Here is a 15,815-nt window from a genome sequence, read left to right as displayed (position 1 = left end):
TTTTAAACGCTTGACAAGCGAAATTCAGCTGCTTTTAATTGCAACTAACCTACGCTGCAAATGTTTAAGAAATTTACCAAGCAGAAAAAAAGACAAAGAATCCCCGAGTTAGCTAGTCTTTTACTATCTCTGTCGAGTATTGGCATTTTTTGATGTCTTGTAACGCTTTATAAGCGCGTTCAGCTTATTTAGATAAAAATCTAGATGTAGATGAAGTTTTGTAAAGACATACAGTATCTATATACTGCAAAAAATTGAACATAAGACGCCGATACATTAAGTAATCCTTACCTTTTAATCTGCAGATTGGCGAAAGCAAATACAATAGCTTCACTATCATGATAAGGGCGCTGGCGAAGGGTGTCAAGTAAGTTTCTATATAATATTTTCTAAAATAAATAGACTTCTCGCATCCAATTTTGGCAGCGCGCGACACACAACTGCAATGACAAGGTGTCGCAAGATAAACATCATATTCACACGAAGTACTTGACTTCACTTGTACTAAGAAGCATTTTATATATGTTGTGTGCCCGTAGCTCAGCTGGATAGAGCAACAGCCTTCTAAGCTGTGGGTCGTAGGTTCGAATCCCACCGGGCACACTCTTTTATCAATACTTTCTATAAATCTTCAAGTACTCTGGCACCACATTTTCAATTGCTAATGGTCGAACCTTCATTGTTTCAAGGTCAACTGACTTTTCGATTGAACTATTCATCATAACTTTCACCTGATCTTGAGTAAGCATAGGGTTCGTATCTCCGGTTATTGGTTTTAGCAGCATAGAAATAATTTTATTTTCTAAAAAGAAAGCTATTAACTTTGCCATTGGAAAAGATACATTGATCAACAAACACTTTCTGTTAGTAACATTCAGAATAAACTTCAATAAGCTTTTGAAAGAGTAAACCTTTGGTCCACCCATGTTATAAATTTTCTTGTCTTGCTTATTAAAACTGATAATACGATATACCACTTCAGCTAAGTCTGTTACACATATTGGCTGAAATTTAGTTGTTCCATTGCCAATTAGTGGTAAGAAAGGAAGAATAGTTGCTAATCTTGCAAATTTATTAAAGAAGTTGTCTTCTTTACCAAATACAAGGCTTGGCCTAATTATTATTGCTTTTTGAAATGCTGAAGTTACAGCTTTTTCACCTTCCAATTTACTTTTGGCATATTTTGACAACTTGCTATTTTCTATTCCCATAGCAGAAAAATGTATCATCATAGGTACATTTTTCATTTTTGCAGCTTTTGCTATCCTTTCAGCTATTTTAACGTGAACAGCGTAAAAATCGTGCTTTTTTGCTTCATATAATATTCCCACTAAGTTTATAGCTACATCACATTCTTCCATACCATCCAGAACTGATTTTTCATCAAAAAAATCGCCTTTAAATATTGATATTTGTCCTAAATTGCCACACAATTTTAAACAAGCAGCTTTTTCCTGATTACGAGTGAATATCTTTATTAAATATCCTTCTGCTGCCAAGCGTCTTACGATGTGTTTCCCTATAAACCCCGTTCCACCAAAAATAATTACACGTTTTGTCACAATTAAAGTTCCTAATAATTTGTTACTGTAAATTAATACAATGATTTCGCTTAATATTTTATTACGAATTCCCGTACAATAAGATCCATTTTCATTCCTCGTGAGCCTTTAACTAGAATTGCGTCATTATTCTGAATAATGTTAGCTAAATCACTTTTCAATTGATTAGAATCATTAAAATGCGTGCCTCTTATATTATCTGGCAAAAGCTCATGCAATTCTAACATAAATTTACCAACTGTATAAACTTTATCTATATTATTTTCTGTGATAATCTTAACCAAATCTGTATGAAACTCTATGCTTTCATCACCAAGTTCCAACATATCACCAAGCAAAGCTACTTTTCTCTGATTAGAATATGTACTCAAAGTTTTTATTGCAGTTTTCATCGAAGCAGGGCTGGCGTTATAGGAGTCATCAATTAAATGTATATATTTTTTATTGCATTTGACCTTATGAATATTGCCTCTACCTTTCGCTACACTAAAATTCTTAAGTGCAAGTGGTAATTTTGATAAATCAAGTCCGAGGCTTTGCACAACTGCTGCAACAGCAAGTAGCGAATAAGCAAAATGCTCACCTTGTACACGTAAATTACAGTTTATAATTTGATTATCACTCAGCCTGATTTTTAAACTTAATCTATTAGCAACTCGGTTTGATGTCATTCCAGCGCGTGACGCTGGAATCCAGTCTTTATTATACAACCGTCTGATATGCTCATTTGCAATTGAACTTCCTGGATCCAAGTAGTCAAGCACTGGGATGACAGAAGATAGTGCTGAAATGACAGAAGATTCATCGTTTCTTATTAAGTTTAGTAAACAAACTTCAGCATTTTTATCTTTACCGAAGCTTATTACATTTCTATTGGCGTGTGATGAGAGATAATCATAATATTTATTATCTCTGCTTAAAACCAAAGTACCGTTATTTTTCATACCATACAGAATTTCTAACTTCGCTTGTGCAACGTCAAATAGTGATGAAAAATTTTCAGTATGTGCAGGTTCGATGTTGGTAATAACTGCAATATTCGGATTACTAATTTTTGATAATTCTTTTATTTCACCAGCTTTATTCATTCCCATTTCAAGAATTAAGTACTGGCAGTTTTTTGGAGCTTTCAGAATTGTCAAAGGCAATCCTATATTATTATTTAAGTTACCTTCGTTTGCATGGGACACTCCATATTGCGATAAAACAGTGTGTAGCATATCCTTTGTAGTGGTTTTTCCGACACTGCCTGTAACTGCAATAACTTTAGCATCAATAAGAACATTTCTAATGTAATATGATGCCATATCGTGCAAAGCTTTCAGGGTATCTTGTACAATAATGAGAGGGAAACTTTTATATTTACCCTCACTCACTATTGCAGCGATAGCCCCTTTTAAAAACGCTTCATGCAAAAAATTATGGCCATCAAAATTCTTTCCCTTGAGGGCAATAAATAAATCACCTTTTTTTATGCTTCTTGTGTCCGTTGAAATATTTGAGCTATGTATCCAATTACAACCATTTACGTCTCTTCCGCCAGTTGCATCAATGATATTATTTGTGTTCCATTTAAACATAATTTAGAGTATTCTTTATAATAAATTGAACAATAAAAGTAGCGAAAATACTACATGTTTTAGACAATGTGCAAATAATGGTTGCAATCCCTATAATTCTATCTTATAATGGATATAGAAGTTTAAATTTTTTCGTCTATAATTAAAATGTATTTAGTTGTAGAAAGTACCTTGGAGGTATGTATGTTCACAGGAAAAAATGAAAAATCTACTTCTATACTAGCTAAAGTTGGTAATGCAGCTTCGGGAGTAGGAAGTTTTCTGGGTAGAGGTGTAAAAGTTCTAGTCAAGGGTGCAGTGTACCCTATATGGCCAAAGAATTGGTTTAAGTCCTGGGATGAAATGCGGCACGACATAAAAAATGGCGGACGTTCTATTATTGGCAACCCACTTGAAGAATATGATCCACCTATAGAAACCACACAAGCTAGTGAGGATCTTGGTGTCCAAATAATGGAGCAAAAGAAAGGAACAGGAAAGGTAACTTTTTTAGCATCAAGGACTCTGACAGGGGATATACCCTATTTGACGCCAGAACGATTAGGTGAAATAAAGCAAAACCTGCCAAATGTAACTATCTTTAAAGAAGAAAATAAAATTGTAATTGAAGTTGATGTTAAAAAAATAATTGAAGACATTAAATATAAAGGAAAGAGTCCAGAGGAGATAAAAAAGCTTGCTATTGAAGAAATTAAACAAAAAGTTGACGGTAACCTTAAAGATCTAGCAAAAATTACTGGTGGAGAATTTAAAGTTCACACAGACTTAAAATTGCTGTATGGTATTGCAGAAAAATTGTATAAGGAATATGATAATCAAAAGCAGTCATCAGACAAAGTTGTGAAGTCTGATGTTGGTCAGCCTTCAGAAACTATAGCTTCAGGTGAGAAAAAATGGGCGCAAGAAGCTATAAAAGCAGGTAAGTCGCAAAGTTGTGGAATGCAAAAATAAGTTATAGGGGAGTATTATGAGTGAAGCTAAAAAAATAGAGGAAAGACATCATAGTCTAACTGTTCCTGGGGATATGTATCACTTACAACCAGGAGTTATTACTGGAAAAAGGGTAAGTGGAATAGAACCCTTTTTGAAAGAACAGCAGGACATGGTAAAAGTAAGGGAACTTGTAAGCTCTTTAAATCTTGAAGATGCTTCTGGTGATGCGATAAAACCACTATCTACACCTAATGTAGAGAAAAACGAAGAAAGAGGGAAAGGTCGCTCTTAAAATATGAGCAATGAAGTTTATGATAGCGATAACATCTTTGCTCAAATATTAAGAGGTGAGTTACCTTGTGAGAAGGTACATGAAAATGAAAATGTACTAGCTTTTCATGATAAGTACCCTGACGCACCAGTTCATATTTTAGTTATATCAAAAAATCAATATATTTCATATGATGATTTCATTCTAAAAGCTCCTGAAGAGGAAATAGCGGATTTCTTCAAAACTGTAAGAGAGATAGCACACAAATATAATCTAGAAAAAACAGGATATAGATTAGTCACTAACTACGGTGAAAATGGAGAGCAGGTTGTACCACACTTTCACGTGCATATTTTAGGTGGTAAAAAGTTAGGAAAGCATGTAAACTCATAGTGTTATATGTTTTGTTAAATGAGCGAATATTTAACCATAGTAATCTTTATCTGCGTATCAATTGTAGTATCTTTTGCTTTAGGTATATTGCCTATGTTTCTTGCAGTGAGTAAGCCAGATGGTGAAAAGCTTTCCACATATGAGTGTGGCTTCAATCCACTATCCAGTGCAAGGAAAAATTTTGACATTAAATTTTACCTAGTTTCAATATTATTTATAATATTTGACTTAGAAATTGCTTTTCTTTTTCCTTGGGCTGTTTCTTTATCTAAGATAAGCTATGGTGGATTTTGGTCTATGATGGTATTTCTTGCAATACTCACTATAGGTTTTATCTATGAATGGTGTAAAGGTGCATTAGAGTGGGAGTAGTTTATGACAAATCAAATTCTATCTAATGATGACTGGGGTCGTTATAAAAAAGAAGGGTTTCTTGTCACTAAATTTGGTGATTTAACAGATTATGTAATGAATTGGGCAAGGTCTGGTTCATTGTGGCCAATGACATTTGGTCTTGCATGTTGCGCAGTTGAGATGATGCATACTGCATCCAGCCGTTATGATCTTGATAGATATGGTATAATGTTTCGTGCAAGCCCACGTCAATCAGATGTGATGATTGTTGCTGGCACACTAACTAATAAAATGGCAGCAGCATTGCGCAAGGTTTATGATCAAATGGCAGACCCGAAGTATGTTATTTCCATGGGAAGTTGTGCAAATGGTGGTGGTTATTACCATTACTCTTATTCAGTAGTCCGAGGCTGTGATAGAATTGTGCCAGTTGACGTGTATGTCCCTGGATGCCCACCAACCGCTGAGGCGTTGCTATATGGAATGCTATGCCTACAAAACAAAATAAAACGGACTCGGAATGGATAAAACTGCAAAGTATATACAAAAAAAGACCAAATGCGAGTGCATTCAAAAAGATGATGGCATTATTGTAATATATTCAACTTTAGATGAAATTGAAAAGTACCTATTCTTTCTACGTGATGATGAAAAGTGTAGGTTTGAACTATTAGTTGATATTTTTGGGGTTGACTATCCAAATAGAGAGAAGCGTTTCGAGCTAATATACAATCTACTCAGCATTGTGCATAATATTAGAGTACACATAAAGCTTCAGTTATGTGAAAGCGACATGCCTCCAAGTGTAGCGAAGATATTTAGTACGGCTTTGTGGTTTGAGCGTGAAGTGTTTGATATGTATGGAATAGAGTTTTCTGATCACCCTGATTTGCGTAGGATTCTAACAGACTATGGATTCAAAGGTCATCCAATGTTAAAAGATTTCCCTCTCACTGGTTATGAGGAAGTAAGATATGATATAGAGACAAAAAAGGTTGTGTATAATCCTATAGATTTACCGCAAGATTTTCGTATGTTTGATAGCTTATCGCCTTGGGAAGGTAAAACCATAAAAGTAAATACAAAGGAGTAGAAAATGACAGTACAAAGAAAAAAAATATCTTTAATCGGTGCAGGAAATATCGGTGGAACTCTCACCCATATGATTGCACTAAGGGAACTCGGTGATGTTGTTTTACTTGATATTAGTGATGGAATACCACAAGGTAAAGCACTCGACATAGCAGAATCATCCCCTATTGATGGATTTAATGTCAATATTACTGGCACAAATAGGTATGAAGATATAAAAAACTCCGATGCAATTATAATAACCGCTGGCATCGCTAGAAAACCTGGAATGAGCAGGGATGACCTCCTGCAAACCAATGCTAAAGTAATGAAGGAGGTTGGCGAAAATATTAAAAAATATTCTCCAAACGCGTTTGTAATAGTGGTTACCAACCCTTTGGATGCCATGGTTTCAGTGGTGCATAAATTTTCAAACCTTCCAACTAATATGATTGTTGGCATGGCAGGAGTGCTTGATTCTTCCCGTTTTCGTTACTTTCTTGCAAGTGAGTTAAATATCTCAGTTGAAGATATATCTGCTTTTGTGCTTGGAGGACATGGCGACACTATGGTACCACTAATCAATTGTGCTTCAGTTGCTGGAGTTCCACTTACTCAAATTATCGATATGGGTCTTATCACACAGAAAAAAGTCGATGAAATAGTTGAACGCACTCGCAATGGCGGTAAAGAAATAGTTGATCTGCTTAAGTCTGGATCTGCATACTACGCTCCTGCATCTTCAGCTATATGCATGTTAGAATCATATTTAAAAGATAAGAGGCGCATATTACCATGTGCTGCTTACCTTAATGGTGAATATGGTGTAGAAGAGTTGTTTATTGGTGTTCCTGTAATTATTGGAAAAAACGGAATTGAAAAGATCCTAGAAGTTAAAATGAATGATAGTGAACAAGAAATGTTTAATAAGTCTGTAAACTCGGTGAGAGAGCTGGTGAAATCTTTAGGTTCATAAGCAAATTAATGGTTTTATAGAGCTTCTTTATAGCTCAAACAGCCTAAAAAAGTTGCTTGTGGTTACCTTCGCTACTTGTTCTGGTGACTCATTCCACAACTCTGCCAAACAATCAACAACGTATTTCACCATTGCTGGTTCATTCTTTTTTCCCCTATAAGGCTCAGGTGATAGATATGGTGCATCAGTTTCGACTAAAACACGCTCGCGTGGTACATTTTGTGCAATTTCTCTGAGTAAGCTCGCATTTTTAAAAGTAATAATTCCAGAAAATGAAATATATAACCCCAAATCTATAGATTGATAAGCAAGTTCTTTAGAGGAAGCAAAGCAGTGCATTACTCCACTAAAAGCACCGGCTTTCATTTCTGACCTTAACATATCGATCATCTCATTATCAGCGCTTCTTGTGTGAATAACTAAAGGTAGTCCAGTTATTCTTGACGCTTCTATATGTAATGCAAAACTTTTTTTCTGATTGTCTTTGTTGTCAGATTTATAAAAATCTAACCCGGTTTCACCGATACTAATTACCTTTTGGTTCTTGGTAAATTCAACTAATTCATCAACATGTATACACTCACCGTTTTCTATAGCAGCATCAAGCGGATGTATACCAACAGAGGAGTAGACCTGATCATAGGATGAAGAAATTTTTAATAACTTAGGAACATCGTCAATGCTTACGCATATGTTATGCAAAACCTTTACACCATTTTGCTCTGCCCTTGAAATTACTTTTGGTATTTCATCGTCAGAAAAATAAATCAAGTGGCAATGAGAATCTACTATCATGAGCTTATTGTTGAGGCTTTTATTATAGAAGAAAACTCTTCTATCACTGTTTTATAAACTTCTTTTTTAAATGATATAGCACTGGCTACTAAACTATCTATACCTTGCCAACGCCACTCTTTGAACTCTGGATGACCAGTATAATTAATATCAATGTCCTCATCCTCTCCGCAAAACTTCATTAAGAACCACCTTTGCTTTTGACCAGAATATTTTCCATTCCAGCATATTGGTATAACTTCTTCAGGCAAGTTGTAGTATATCCAATCCTTGCTTTTAGTTATAACCTTTACTTTATTAGTACCAACCTCCTCTAGCAACTCACGTAACGCTGCTTGTTCCAGTTCCTCACCATCATCAACACCTCCTTGTGGCATCTGCCAGTAAGAATCGCTATCAAAGCGTTTTCCAATAAAGGCATGTCCTTGTCTGTTAAATAGCATTATGCCAACACAAGGACGGTACTTATCTTTCTGCTCAACCACGAGTACGCTCTGTTTTTAAATGATTTGTTACAGAAGTTTTAATTAATTTTCCATTTTTTTCTTTCTTCATCTCTTCAACAATTTTCTTTGCAACTTCCTTTGCACTCAAGTTCGAGTTATCAATTTCAAGCGAACCCTCAGGTATAAATAGCCTTTTCCCTTCAATTTTCTTTATAGCAAAATCCGGATCAGTAATTTTATTTTCCTGATATCTCTCTTCTGATTGGACACGTCTTACTAGTTTTTCATTATTACAATGTAATACTACAGAAAAAATTTCCATGTCCATTTTTTTACTTAAATTTACCACTGAGTTATATAATCTTTGGTCATAGGGATCACCCTCTATCAATTCATTTGTAAATATATAATGTTTTGATTTTACGTAGTGTTTTTCCAGTATTGCTAATACATTTTCCCTAACTGCAAAAATTTTTTCCCATAGGTCATCTGGAACTTCAGCGTTTTGTAATTTAACAATATCAAATATAATATTATTGAATAGATTATTGCTTACTATTACTGCACCAATGATTTTACACAGTTCCTTTGCAGTAGTAAACTTACCACTGCCTGGAAAGCCGATTAAGTAGATGAGAGTCTTGCCCATAATGAATACTAGTAAAAAGCTATTTTCAATTATATAAAAAGTATATACATTGTACATGCTAAAAACATGATGATAAAATAGATGCAGGTAATACCTTTAACAAGTAGTTGCGTTGAAAATAGTTCATATTTAGAAATTTTGAGTATATAATTATAAATGAATCATATAACCTGTAAACAATGCTTAGCGATATGGAATCGATAAGAAGTACAATTGAAGAGATAATAGATCAAAATAAAGGTCATGATATAGTAACTTTTGATGTGCAGAATAAAACCGTTATTGCAAAATATATGATTATTGCATCTGGTGATTCAAGCCGTCACGTTAAAGCTTTAGCTGAGCACGTAATAAAAAGCCTCAAGCCACATGATAAAATAGATGTAGAAGGTATGGATGAAGGCAATTGGGTAGTTTTGAATTTTCAAGGCATAATGGTTCACATATTCAGGCCGGAAGTAAGGGAGTATTATAAAATAGAAGAGTTATGGAACTGATTGCCTGGATAGCTGGTGCACAACTGCACAAACGTTGTAATTTTGAAGGCAACTCCTGCACAGGTAGTGGTGTCATGAAAGTAGCTGACACTGGAATCCAGTTTTTCATGCAATTTCATCGGAAACGTTGTATAGTGTGCTTGTTTATAATTAAGTTCCAGTGTCTGGGCACTGGCTTCTCTATTAGGGTTACCTTCGGCATTAATGACAGGATAGACTGGGGTTTATAAAATGAAACACGCATCTGAATTTTTAAATTTCATCCAAGAAAGAGGGTACCTATACCAATGCACAAACATTGAAGGACTAGATCAATTATTATTGCAGAGCAATTATATAGTTGCATACATTGGGTTTGATTGCACAGCACCAAGTCTTCATGCTGGTCACCTAATTCAGATTATGATGCTCTGTCACCTACAAAAATTTGGTTATAAGCCGATAGTCTTACTTGGAGGTGGCACAACAAAAATTGGTGACCCATCCTTCAAAGATAAAGCAAGAAGCATCTTGCCTGTAGAGAACATCAATCAAAATACATCCAGTATAAGGAGAATATTAGAGAAAATGGTGTCTTTTAATGACAGCAAGACTGGTGCAATGATAGTAAATAACGCAGATTGGTTGGATAACATAAAATACATAGATTTTTTGCGTGATATAGGAGCTTATTTTTCTGTAAATCGTATGCTAAGTTTTGATAGTGTGAAAACCAGGCTGGATAGAGAGCAAACCTTAAGCTTTCTAGAATTTAATTACATGCTATTGCAAGCTTACGACTTTATTGAATTAAACAAAAAATATGATTGTCGTCTGCAGATTGGAGGGTCAGACCAGTGGGGAAATATAGTAAACGGAATTGAACTTGGAAAAAAGTTGAATTTACCTGAGCTATTTGGCCTTACCATGCCTCTTTTATTAAATGCACAAGGAAAAAAAATGGGCAAAACTGAAAGTGGAGCAGTGTGGCTTGATGATAATATGCTAAAGCCTTACGACTACTGGCAATATTTTCGCAACGTTGATGATCAAGATGTTGGACGTTTTTTAAGATTGCTCACTGATGTGCCAATTGATGAGATTAGAAAATTAGAGTCTTTAAAGGATCAAGAAATAAATGAAGCAAAAAAGGTCTTGGCAACAGAAGTGACAAAAATATGTCATGGTGACAAAGAAGCGGAACTTGCACAATTTGCTGCAATTTCTGCTTTTGAGAATGAAGATAGCTCACTACTTCCTGATTACATCATAAAAAAAGAACAAGTTGCAAGCGGCATATCCTTAGTAGACCTACTACATGACACCGGTTTTGAACCTTCAAAAGGCGCTGCAAAGCGTTTAATACAGGGCAACGGATGCAAGATTAATGATAATGTTGTAAACAATATTGATCATGTAATAAATTTCGAAAGCTTTAAAGATCAGCCATTTATAAAATTATCTGCAGGAAAGAAACGCCATATAAAAGTTGTGGTAGATTAGGTCTCGAAGTAAGAAAACAAATTTTATACAAGTGAGAAATTAGATATGGAGCAAATTTTCAAAATTCGAGAATTATGTATAAAACAACTGGAAAGATAGTAGAAAGCGAAATTCTATTATATATAGCTAAAGTGGCTTAGGTTTACCTACAATTTGAAAAACAACAAATTCGTCATTCCGCTACTCATTAGCGGAATCTATACCGCGAATGAATCCATAACTGTACGGACATTGCAATTTGGGCCTACCAGGAGGGCAATGCCTCTTATCCAAGTACCCTCTTCTTGTCATCCAAGTAGCCGACACTGGGATGGCTTTGTTGCATAGCAACTGAAAAAATCTGGTGGCTACTGACAAAATTCATTATAAAATAGCCATTTAACCTTGAAAGAAAAAATATGCCACAAAAAATGAGGGTCAGTAACCATAGCGAATATAACAAATTTCTAGAAAAAAGAGGAAATATTTTTCATTATATCAACGAAGCCATAGAAAAGTGGTACGAGAATGGTCCAAAAATACCAGGTGGCAACAATATTTATAGCGATAAAGTTGTAATTTTGGTGCACATAATAACTTGTTTATTTAGAATAGGCCTGAGGCAAACAGTTGGGTTTATAGCAGGATACCTTGAGCAAATTGGGAAAAATTTGCAAGTTATCAGCTATTCACAATCATCAAGAAGGTTTAAGAAACTCAATATTAAGATCAATGATTGCAGAAAATAATATGGAAGATATCGAAATTGCTATAGACAGTACAGGAATTAGTATATACAACAACACTCCTGGTCATAGCAAAGAAAATAGCGAAGATAGAAAGTATCGCAGCTATGAACAGACAAGAAAATTGCATGTAATGTTGAATACAAACAGCAAAAAAGCCATAGCTGTAAAATACAGTAACGGCTGATCACTATGGAGCTTGTGATTTGCTAAAAGAAGTCGATTTTCAGTATGTCATAAAAGTACTATATGCAGATAGGGCATATGACAGAGAAAAGCTCTATAAGCTGTGTAATCAATATGGTATAAAAACGAAAATTCCTCCGAAAAACAACGCAGCAGAGCATCCAAAGTTAGACTATATGGCTGAGAGAAATTCTGCAGTCAAGCTCATAAAGTCATATGATGAAGATGGTATAAAGAAGTGGAAAAAAGAGATGAGTTATGGAAAAAGATCTTATATAGAAAGTTTTTTCTCGCGACTGAAACAAACATTCGGGTTTAGTTTTAGGAATAAATCTGAGACAAATAGAGAGAAGGAACTACTTGTTAAATGCTATTTGCTCAATAAGTTCACTGATATTGGTATGGCTAAATTTGAGATAGCTTCATAAATTTATTGTGCGTTACCTACTATCCGAAGAGCGATGCAACAAAGCCCACGCACTGGGATGACAGCAGTCCTACGTCATACCGCGATTCATTCGCGGTATCTCGGCCGCTAACAAGAGATCCCGCTAACACGTAGCGGGATGACGAGCTTATCGTCACGCTGCCACGAACCGTCATACCGCCGCGGCGCTAACAAGAGATCCCGCTAACACGTAGCGGGATGACGAATTACTATCTACACCGTCATACCGCGATTCATTCGCGGTATCTCTTAACATAGATCCCTTACTTAACCGTCATACCTTAACATAGATCCCGCTAACAAGCAGCGGGATGACGGTTGTCGTTTAGCTACAAACATTAAGAAATTTACCAAATAAAAAAAAGGCAAAAGAAGCCCCGTGGTTGGCTAATTACTTACATTATACTTTCAAGTATGGCGTTTTTTTATTCTAAACGCTTAATAACCACGACTCAGCTGCTTTTAAGCTGCAACTAATCTAAATTATAAACATTAAGAAATTTACTAAACAGAAAAAAAGGCAAAAGAAACCCTAGGGTAGCTAATTATTCACTATCCATTTTTTAAGTTGGCGTTTTTTAATGTTTTAAATGCTTTATAAGCGTATTTCAGCTTGTGTAGGTAAAAACCCAGAAATTTGATAAAGACATAGAGTGCACATAGTGCAAAAAATTAAACATGAGACGCCAGATACGTGAGTTTTTTGTCATTTAATCTGTACAGAGAAGATAAATAAATAGCTTCAGTGTTTATGATAAGGGGGCTGGCGGAGTTTGTCAAGTGGTTTTTTAGCCACGTTTCCCTGTTATAATGTTCGTTTGCTTGACCTAAGATCCAGGAGTATTTAAACTGAACTCTATATAGTGTTAAAAATGATAGGAAATCTAAGCGGAATAGTTGATGAAGTGCGCAGTGATCACATAATCCTGAATGTGAATGATGTTGGCTATATGGTGTATCTTTCAGCCAAAACTTTAAATGCATGTTCCATCGGAAGTAGAGTTAAATTACTTATCGAAACCTATGCAAATAACAGAGAAAATGTCGCTCAGCTATATGGTTTTATAAGCAAAGAAGAACAGCAGTGCTTGAGGTTGCTTGTCAAAGTAAGCGGCGTTAGCTATAAAACTGCAATGTCAATTTTGGGCAAATTAACTCCAGAACAGCTATTTTTGGCAATTATGAATGAAGATAAAGTAGCACTCAAGATGAGCGGACTTGGCCTGAAACTCATAAATCGAATCATCACTGAATTGAGTGGCAAAGTGAGTAAACTAGAAATAAATAACAATAATTTTCATCCAATTAATGAAGATGCCCTTTCAGCATTGATCAATCTTGGGTATGAAAAAATGAAAGCTTATGATACGATAAAAAAATACAGGCCAAATCTGGACACTAAGGATATTATTCGCATGGCGCTTAAGGAGCTTTCAATACTATGAAATCAATATCGTGCGGTAAAGAATATACTGAAGATGTGCGCAATATCAACATCAGGCCTGAACAACTTGATGATTTTGTCGGGCAAAAAGACTTAATACAAAATTTAAAAGTGTTTATAAACGCTGCACAGACGAGAACTGAAGCTTTAGATCACGTTTTATTATATGGTCCTCCAGGGCTTGGCAAAACAACTTTAGCACAAATTGTTTCTAAAGAATTAAGAGTTAGCTTTCGCGCAACTTCTGGTCCTTTACTTAGTAAAGCTGGAGATTTGGCCGCAGTGCTTACCACTTTAAATGCAAAAGATGTTCTATTTATCGACGAAATTCATAGATTAAATCGCAGCATCGAAGAAGTTTTATATACTGCTATGGAAGATTTTTGCCTGGACATATTAGTAGGTGAAGGTCCATCTACTCGCACTTTAAGGATAGATCTACCACCATTTACGCTAATTGGAGCAACAACACGGCTTGGATTACTTTCTGCGCCACTCAGAGATCGTTTTGGCATTCCTTTGCATCTTGAGTTTTATTCCTTTGAGGAGCTGGTTAATATTATAAAAAGAGGCGCAAGAGTTCTTTCTGCTGAAATTGAAGAGGATGCAGCACGGGAAATTGCCTGCCGTGCGCGCGGCACTCCAAGAATTGCTTTGAGGTTACTCAGAAGAATAAGGGATTTTGTTGAAGTGAAAGATGATAAAAAAATTACTTATGAAGTCGCTGATTCTGTATTACTAAAATTGGGTGTAGATAAAATGGGACTCAATAAACTTGATATGAATTATCTAAGATTTTTATTCAACACTTCAGGCCCTGTTGGAATTGACACCATATCTATTGCGCTATCCGAAGATGTTGGCAATATTGAAGAAACAGTAGAACCTTATTTAATCAAAATTAGTTTTGTAAAGCGCACACCAAGAGGGCGCGTTCTAACCGATCAAGCAAAGGAGTATTTGAGCTTTCAACATTAAACATCATAATTTATATTGACTAATTGGCGTGGTATCTACATGCTAACATTTATATATTAAAAATAATGGAGGCATATATGTTAACTAATAGCACTGAAACTGTATCTTTAATTGAAACTTCTTCTAATCTAAATATCAGTCCTTCTGATAATAATTCGATTTCGGATACTAAAAATGTACCTAAATCAACACTAGATGAGAACGTACCTAAATACGTCACTCTTAATAATGCAGAAGAATGGAATGAGTTCTTTATAATGCAGAACAACACTTCTACTAATACCACTAATAAAAAGAAACCAAAACCTTATATTCATAAGGATAGTAATGGTATATGTACATATACTGCTCGGGATGAGAATAAATATGGTGGTAAGAACATTATAGGCAAAATTGCTGAACAAATTAAAGAAGAGATATCTAAAAATATAGAAAATAATGATATAGAATTTATAAAACTTAAAGAAAGCAAAAATGAAGATAATATTATTGAGCCTGCCGTAAGAATTGCGATAGGTAGTAATACAAAAGAAATAAGCATGAGTGACATTCTAAATAACGATTTGTGTAAACAATATGGCGTGAAAGCAATTACATTATTGCTACCTCAAAGTAAAGCAAGGGGGCTACGTTGCCGGGTTGATGAACATGGAACAAGAATTTATGAAGTAGCTAATGGGTCATATCAAATGACTTTAAAGTGGAATGCTCAAGGAAAAGAATGTAATATTAAAATTAATATTCATGATAATGGCTCCGTAGAACTTATTGAGGGTAATGGTGTTACTATGGAGCAATTAGCTGCACATAAAGAAGTAAAAGTAGGAAGGCAATATGAAGCAAAGCCTTTACATGAAGTGTTAGCATCACAATTGCCACAAACACAATTACAACAAAGCTCTGAAGAAGTAAAATTTTTGGAGCAGCATTCAACAAATGTAGAAGACTTGAGCGGCGCATCACAAAAGCATCAAGCTCCTGCTGCTTCAAAATAGGTAAAGTAGTGAAAATTCAGTATAAGTTGC

General features: G+C 35.1%; 21 protein-coding genes and 1 tRNA gene. 17 read left to right on the top strand and 5 right to left on the bottom strand.

The window, feature by feature from the left end:
- Nucleotides 1-529: 529 nt before the first annotated feature.
- Nucleotides 530-603 (top strand) — tRNA-Arg (locus ACFEL3_RS00485).
- An 8-nt stretch (nt 604-611) separates the two neighbouring features.
- Here the strand turns inward: ACFEL3_RS00485 and ACFEL3_RS00480 are convergent.
- Together ACFEL3_RS00480 and ACFEL3_RS00475 are read right to left on the bottom strand one after the other, a co-directional pair.
- Nucleotides 612-1,562 (bottom strand): complex I NDUFA9 subunit family protein, encoded by a 951-nt coding sequence (locus ACFEL3_RS00480; protein WP_010082395.1) that lies wholly within the window; start codon nt 1,560-1,562, stop codon nt 612-614.
- 50 nt (nt 1,563-1,612) lie between these two features.
- Nucleotides 1,613-3,142, bottom strand: a complete 1,530-nt coding sequence (locus ACFEL3_RS00475) for a UDP-N-acetylmuramoyl-tripeptide--D-alanyl-D-alanine ligase (RefSeq protein ID WP_022626416.1) — start codon at nt 3,140-3,142, stop codon at nt 1,613-1,615.
- A gap of 183 nt (nt 3,143-3,325) precedes the next feature.
- Here ACFEL3_RS00475 and ACFEL3_RS00470 point away from each other — a divergent pair, with 183 nt between their 5' ends.
- From ACFEL3_RS00470 to mdh, 7 genes are read left to right on the top strand one after another with little or no spacing between them, the layout of a single operon-like run.
- Nucleotides 3,326-4,093: a hypothetical protein gene (locus tag ACFEL3_RS00470; protein WP_070356981.1), complete on the top strand. Its 768-nt coding sequence runs from the start codon at nt 3,326-3,328 to the stop codon at nt 4,091-4,093.
- Nucleotides 4,094-4,109: 16 nt separating this feature from the next.
- Entirely contained in the window at nt 4,110-4,367 is a 258-nt protein-coding gene (locus ACFEL3_RS00465; RefSeq protein WP_010082357.1) for a hypothetical protein, read from the top strand.
- Nucleotides 4,368-4,370: 3 nt separating this feature from the next.
- Nucleotides 4,371-4,739: an HIT domain-containing protein gene (locus tag ACFEL3_RS00460; RefSeq protein WP_010082356.1), complete on the top strand. Its 369-nt coding sequence runs from the start codon at nt 4,371-4,373 to the stop codon at nt 4,737-4,739.
- A gap of 18 nt (nt 4,740-4,757) precedes the next feature.
- Nucleotides 4,758-5,111: an NADH-quinone oxidoreductase subunit A gene (locus ACFEL3_RS00455; protein ID WP_006279576.1), complete on the top strand. Its 354-nt coding sequence runs from the start codon at nt 4,758-4,760 to the stop codon at nt 5,109-5,111.
- Between the two features lie 3 nt (nt 5,112-5,114).
- Entirely contained in the window at nt 5,115-5,621 is a 507-nt protein-coding gene (locus tag ACFEL3_RS00450; protein ID WP_006279574.1) for a NuoB/complex I 20 kDa subunit family protein, read from the top strand.
- On the top strand, nt 5,614-6,186 hold the full coding sequence (locus tag ACFEL3_RS00445) for an NADH-quinone oxidoreductase subunit C (RefSeq protein ID WP_006279573.1): 573 nt from the start codon (nt 5,614-5,616) through the stop codon (nt 6,184-6,186). Before ACFEL3_RS00450 ends, ACFEL3_RS00445 begins: the two co-directional genes overlap by 8 nt.
- A 3-nt stretch (nt 6,187-6,189) precedes the next feature.
- Nucleotides 6,190-7,140: a malate dehydrogenase gene (mdh, locus tag ACFEL3_RS00440; RefSeq protein WP_007548577.1), complete on the top strand. Its 951-nt coding sequence runs from the start codon at nt 6,190-6,192 to the stop codon at nt 7,138-7,140.
- Between the two features lie 27 nt (nt 7,141-7,167).
- On the opposite strand, the gene ACFEL3_RS00435 is transcribed toward mdh, so the two are convergent.
- From ACFEL3_RS00435 to ACFEL3_RS00425, 3 genes are read right to left on the bottom strand one after another with little or no spacing between them, the layout of a single operon-like run.
- Nucleotides 7,168-7,935: a TatD family hydrolase gene (locus tag ACFEL3_RS00435; RefSeq protein ID WP_010082353.1), complete on the bottom strand. Its 768-nt coding sequence runs from the start codon at nt 7,933-7,935 to the stop codon at nt 7,168-7,170.
- Nucleotides 7,932-8,378, bottom strand: coding sequence for an RNA pyrophosphohydrolase (locus ACFEL3_RS00430; RefSeq protein ID WP_007548581.1), 447 nt, complete (start codon nt 8,376-8,378; stop codon nt 7,932-7,934). The genes ACFEL3_RS00435 and ACFEL3_RS00430 overlap by 4 nt, the downstream gene beginning before the upstream one ends.
- 34 nt (nt 8,379-8,412) lie before the next feature.
- Nucleotides 8,413-9,030 (bottom strand): AAA family ATPase, encoded by a 618-nt coding sequence (locus ACFEL3_RS00425; protein WP_022626414.1) that lies wholly within the window; start codon nt 9,028-9,030, stop codon nt 8,413-8,415.
- 179 nt (nt 9,031-9,209) lie between these two features.
- Between ACFEL3_RS00425 and rsfS the strand changes: the two genes are divergently transcribed.
- The 9 genes from rsfS (at nt 9,210) to ACFEL3_RS00380 (ending at nt 15,785) form a co-directional block, all read left to right on the top strand.
- Nucleotides 9,210-9,527 (top strand): ribosome silencing factor, encoded by a 318-nt coding sequence (gene rsfS / locus ACFEL3_RS00420; protein WP_006279567.1) that lies wholly within the window; start codon nt 9,210-9,212, stop codon nt 9,525-9,527.
- On the top strand, nt 9,518-9,757 hold the full coding sequence (locus tag ACFEL3_RS00415) for a hypothetical protein (RefSeq protein ID WP_010963049.1): 240 nt from the start codon (nt 9,518-9,520) through the stop codon (nt 9,755-9,757). Before rsfS ends, ACFEL3_RS00415 begins: the two co-directional genes overlap by 10 nt.
- 1 nt (nt 9,758) lies before the next feature.
- On the top strand, nt 9,759-11,009 hold the full coding sequence (gene tyrS / locus ACFEL3_RS00410) for a tyrosine--tRNA ligase (RefSeq protein WP_007548582.1): 1,251 nt from the start codon (nt 9,759-9,761) through the stop codon (nt 11,007-11,009).
- A gap of 398 nt (nt 11,010-11,407) precedes the next feature.
- Entirely contained in the window at nt 11,408-11,737 is a 330-nt protein-coding gene (locus tag ACFEL3_RS00405; RefSeq protein WP_007548762.1) for a transposase, read from the top strand.
- Entirely contained in the window at nt 11,721-11,921 is a 201-nt protein-coding gene (locus ACFEL3_RS00400; protein ID WP_010082383.1) for a hypothetical protein, read from the top strand. Before ACFEL3_RS00405 ends, ACFEL3_RS00400 begins: the two co-directional genes overlap by 17 nt.
- A gap of 19 nt (nt 11,922-11,940) precedes the next feature.
- On the top strand, nt 11,941-12,348 hold the full coding sequence (locus ACFEL3_RS00395) for a transposase (RefSeq protein ID WP_007548764.1): 408 nt from the start codon (nt 11,941-11,943) through the stop codon (nt 12,346-12,348).
- 892 nt (nt 12,349-13,240) lie between these two features.
- Nucleotides 13,241-13,813 (top strand): Holliday junction branch migration protein RuvA, encoded by a 573-nt coding sequence (gene ruvA / locus ACFEL3_RS00390; RefSeq protein WP_010082382.1) that lies wholly within the window; start codon nt 13,241-13,243, stop codon nt 13,811-13,813.
- Entirely contained in the window at nt 13,810-14,790 is a 981-nt protein-coding gene (ruvB, locus tag ACFEL3_RS00385) for a Holliday junction branch migration DNA helicase RuvB (RefSeq protein WP_010963048.1), read from the top strand. The genes ruvA and ruvB overlap by 4 nt, the downstream gene beginning before the upstream one ends.
- A gap of 65 nt (nt 14,791-14,855) precedes the next feature.
- The gene (locus ACFEL3_RS00380) at nt 14,856-15,785 is read left to right on the top strand and encodes a hypothetical protein (protein WP_265017805.1); all 930 of its coding nucleotides are present in this window, start codon (nt 14,856-14,858) and stop codon (nt 15,783-15,785) included.
- Nucleotides 15,786-15,815: the final 30 nt, after the last annotated feature.

It is taken from the genome of Wolbachia endosymbiont (group A) of Opomyza germinationis (assembly GCF_964264765.1).
In the GTDB taxonomy this organism is placed as follows: Bacteria; Pseudomonadota; Alphaproteobacteria; order Rickettsiales; family Anaplasmataceae; genus Wolbachia; species Wolbachia pipientis.
This window is presented reverse-complemented; position numbering and strand designations above follow the sequence as displayed.

Bases quoted from the DNA above. Each gene is read 5' to 3' on its own strand.
- ACFEL3_RS00475 (WP_022626416.1), bottom strand. From the start codon at position 3,142: ATGTTTAAATGGAACACAAATAATATCATTGATGCAACTGGCGGAAGA.
- ACFEL3_RS00470 (WP_070356981.1), top strand. From the start codon at position 3,326: ATGTTCACAGGAAAAAATGAAAAATCTACTTCTATACTAGCTAAAGTT.
- ACFEL3_RS00465 (WP_010082357.1), top strand. From the start codon at position 4,110: ATGAGTGAAGCTAAAAAAATAGAGGAAAGACATCATAGTCTAACTGTT.
- ACFEL3_RS00460 (WP_010082356.1), top strand. From the start codon at position 4,371: ATGAGCAATGAAGTTTATGATAGCGATAACATCTTTGCTCAAATATTA.
- ACFEL3_RS00455 (WP_006279576.1), top strand. From the start codon at position 4,758: ATGAGCGAATATTTAACCATAGTAATCTTTATCTGCGTATCAATTGTA.
- ACFEL3_RS00450 (WP_006279574.1), top strand. From the start codon at position 5,115: ATGACAAATCAAATTCTATCTAATGATGACTGGGGTCGTTATAAAAAA.
- ACFEL3_RS00445 (WP_006279573.1), top strand. From the start codon at position 5,614: ATGGATAAAACTGCAAAGTATATACAAAAAAAGACCAAATGCGAGTGC.
- mdh (WP_007548577.1), top strand. From the start codon at position 6,190: ATGACAGTACAAAGAAAAAAAATATCTTTAATCGGTGCAGGAAATATC.
- ACFEL3_RS00435 (WP_010082353.1), bottom strand. From the start codon at position 7,935: ATGATAGTAGATTCTCATTGCCACTTGATTTATTTTTCTGACGATGAA.
- ACFEL3_RS00430 (WP_007548581.1), bottom strand. From the start codon at position 8,378: ATGCTATTTAACAGACAAGGACATGCCTTTATTGGAAAACGCTTTGAT.
- ACFEL3_RS00425 (WP_022626414.1), bottom strand. From the start codon at position 9,030: ATGGGCAAGACTCTCATCTACTTAATCGGCTTTCCAGGCAGTGGTAAG.
- rsfS (WP_006279567.1), top strand. From the start codon at position 9,210: ATGCTTAGCGATATGGAATCGATAAGAAGTACAATTGAAGAGATAATA.
- ACFEL3_RS00415 (WP_010963049.1), top strand. From the start codon at position 9,518: ATGGAACTGATTGCCTGGATAGCTGGTGCACAACTGCACAAACGTTGT.
- tyrS (WP_007548582.1), top strand. From the start codon at position 9,759: ATGAAACACGCATCTGAATTTTTAAATTTCATCCAAGAAAGAGGGTAC.
- ACFEL3_RS00405 (WP_007548762.1), top strand. From the start codon at position 11,408: ATGCCACAAAAAATGAGGGTCAGTAACCATAGCGAATATAACAAATTT.
- ACFEL3_RS00400 (WP_010082383.1), top strand. From the start codon at position 11,721: ATGATTGCAGAAAATAATATGGAAGATATCGAAATTGCTATAGACAGT.
- ruvA (WP_010082382.1), top strand. From the start codon at position 13,241: ATGATAGGAAATCTAAGCGGAATAGTTGATGAAGTGCGCAGTGATCAC.
- ruvB (WP_010963048.1), top strand. From the start codon at position 13,810: ATGAAATCAATATCGTGCGGTAAAGAATATACTGAAGATGTGCGCAAT.
- ACFEL3_RS00380 (WP_265017805.1), top strand. From the start codon at position 14,856: ATGGAGGCATATATGTTAACTAATAGCACTGAAACTGTATCTTTAATT.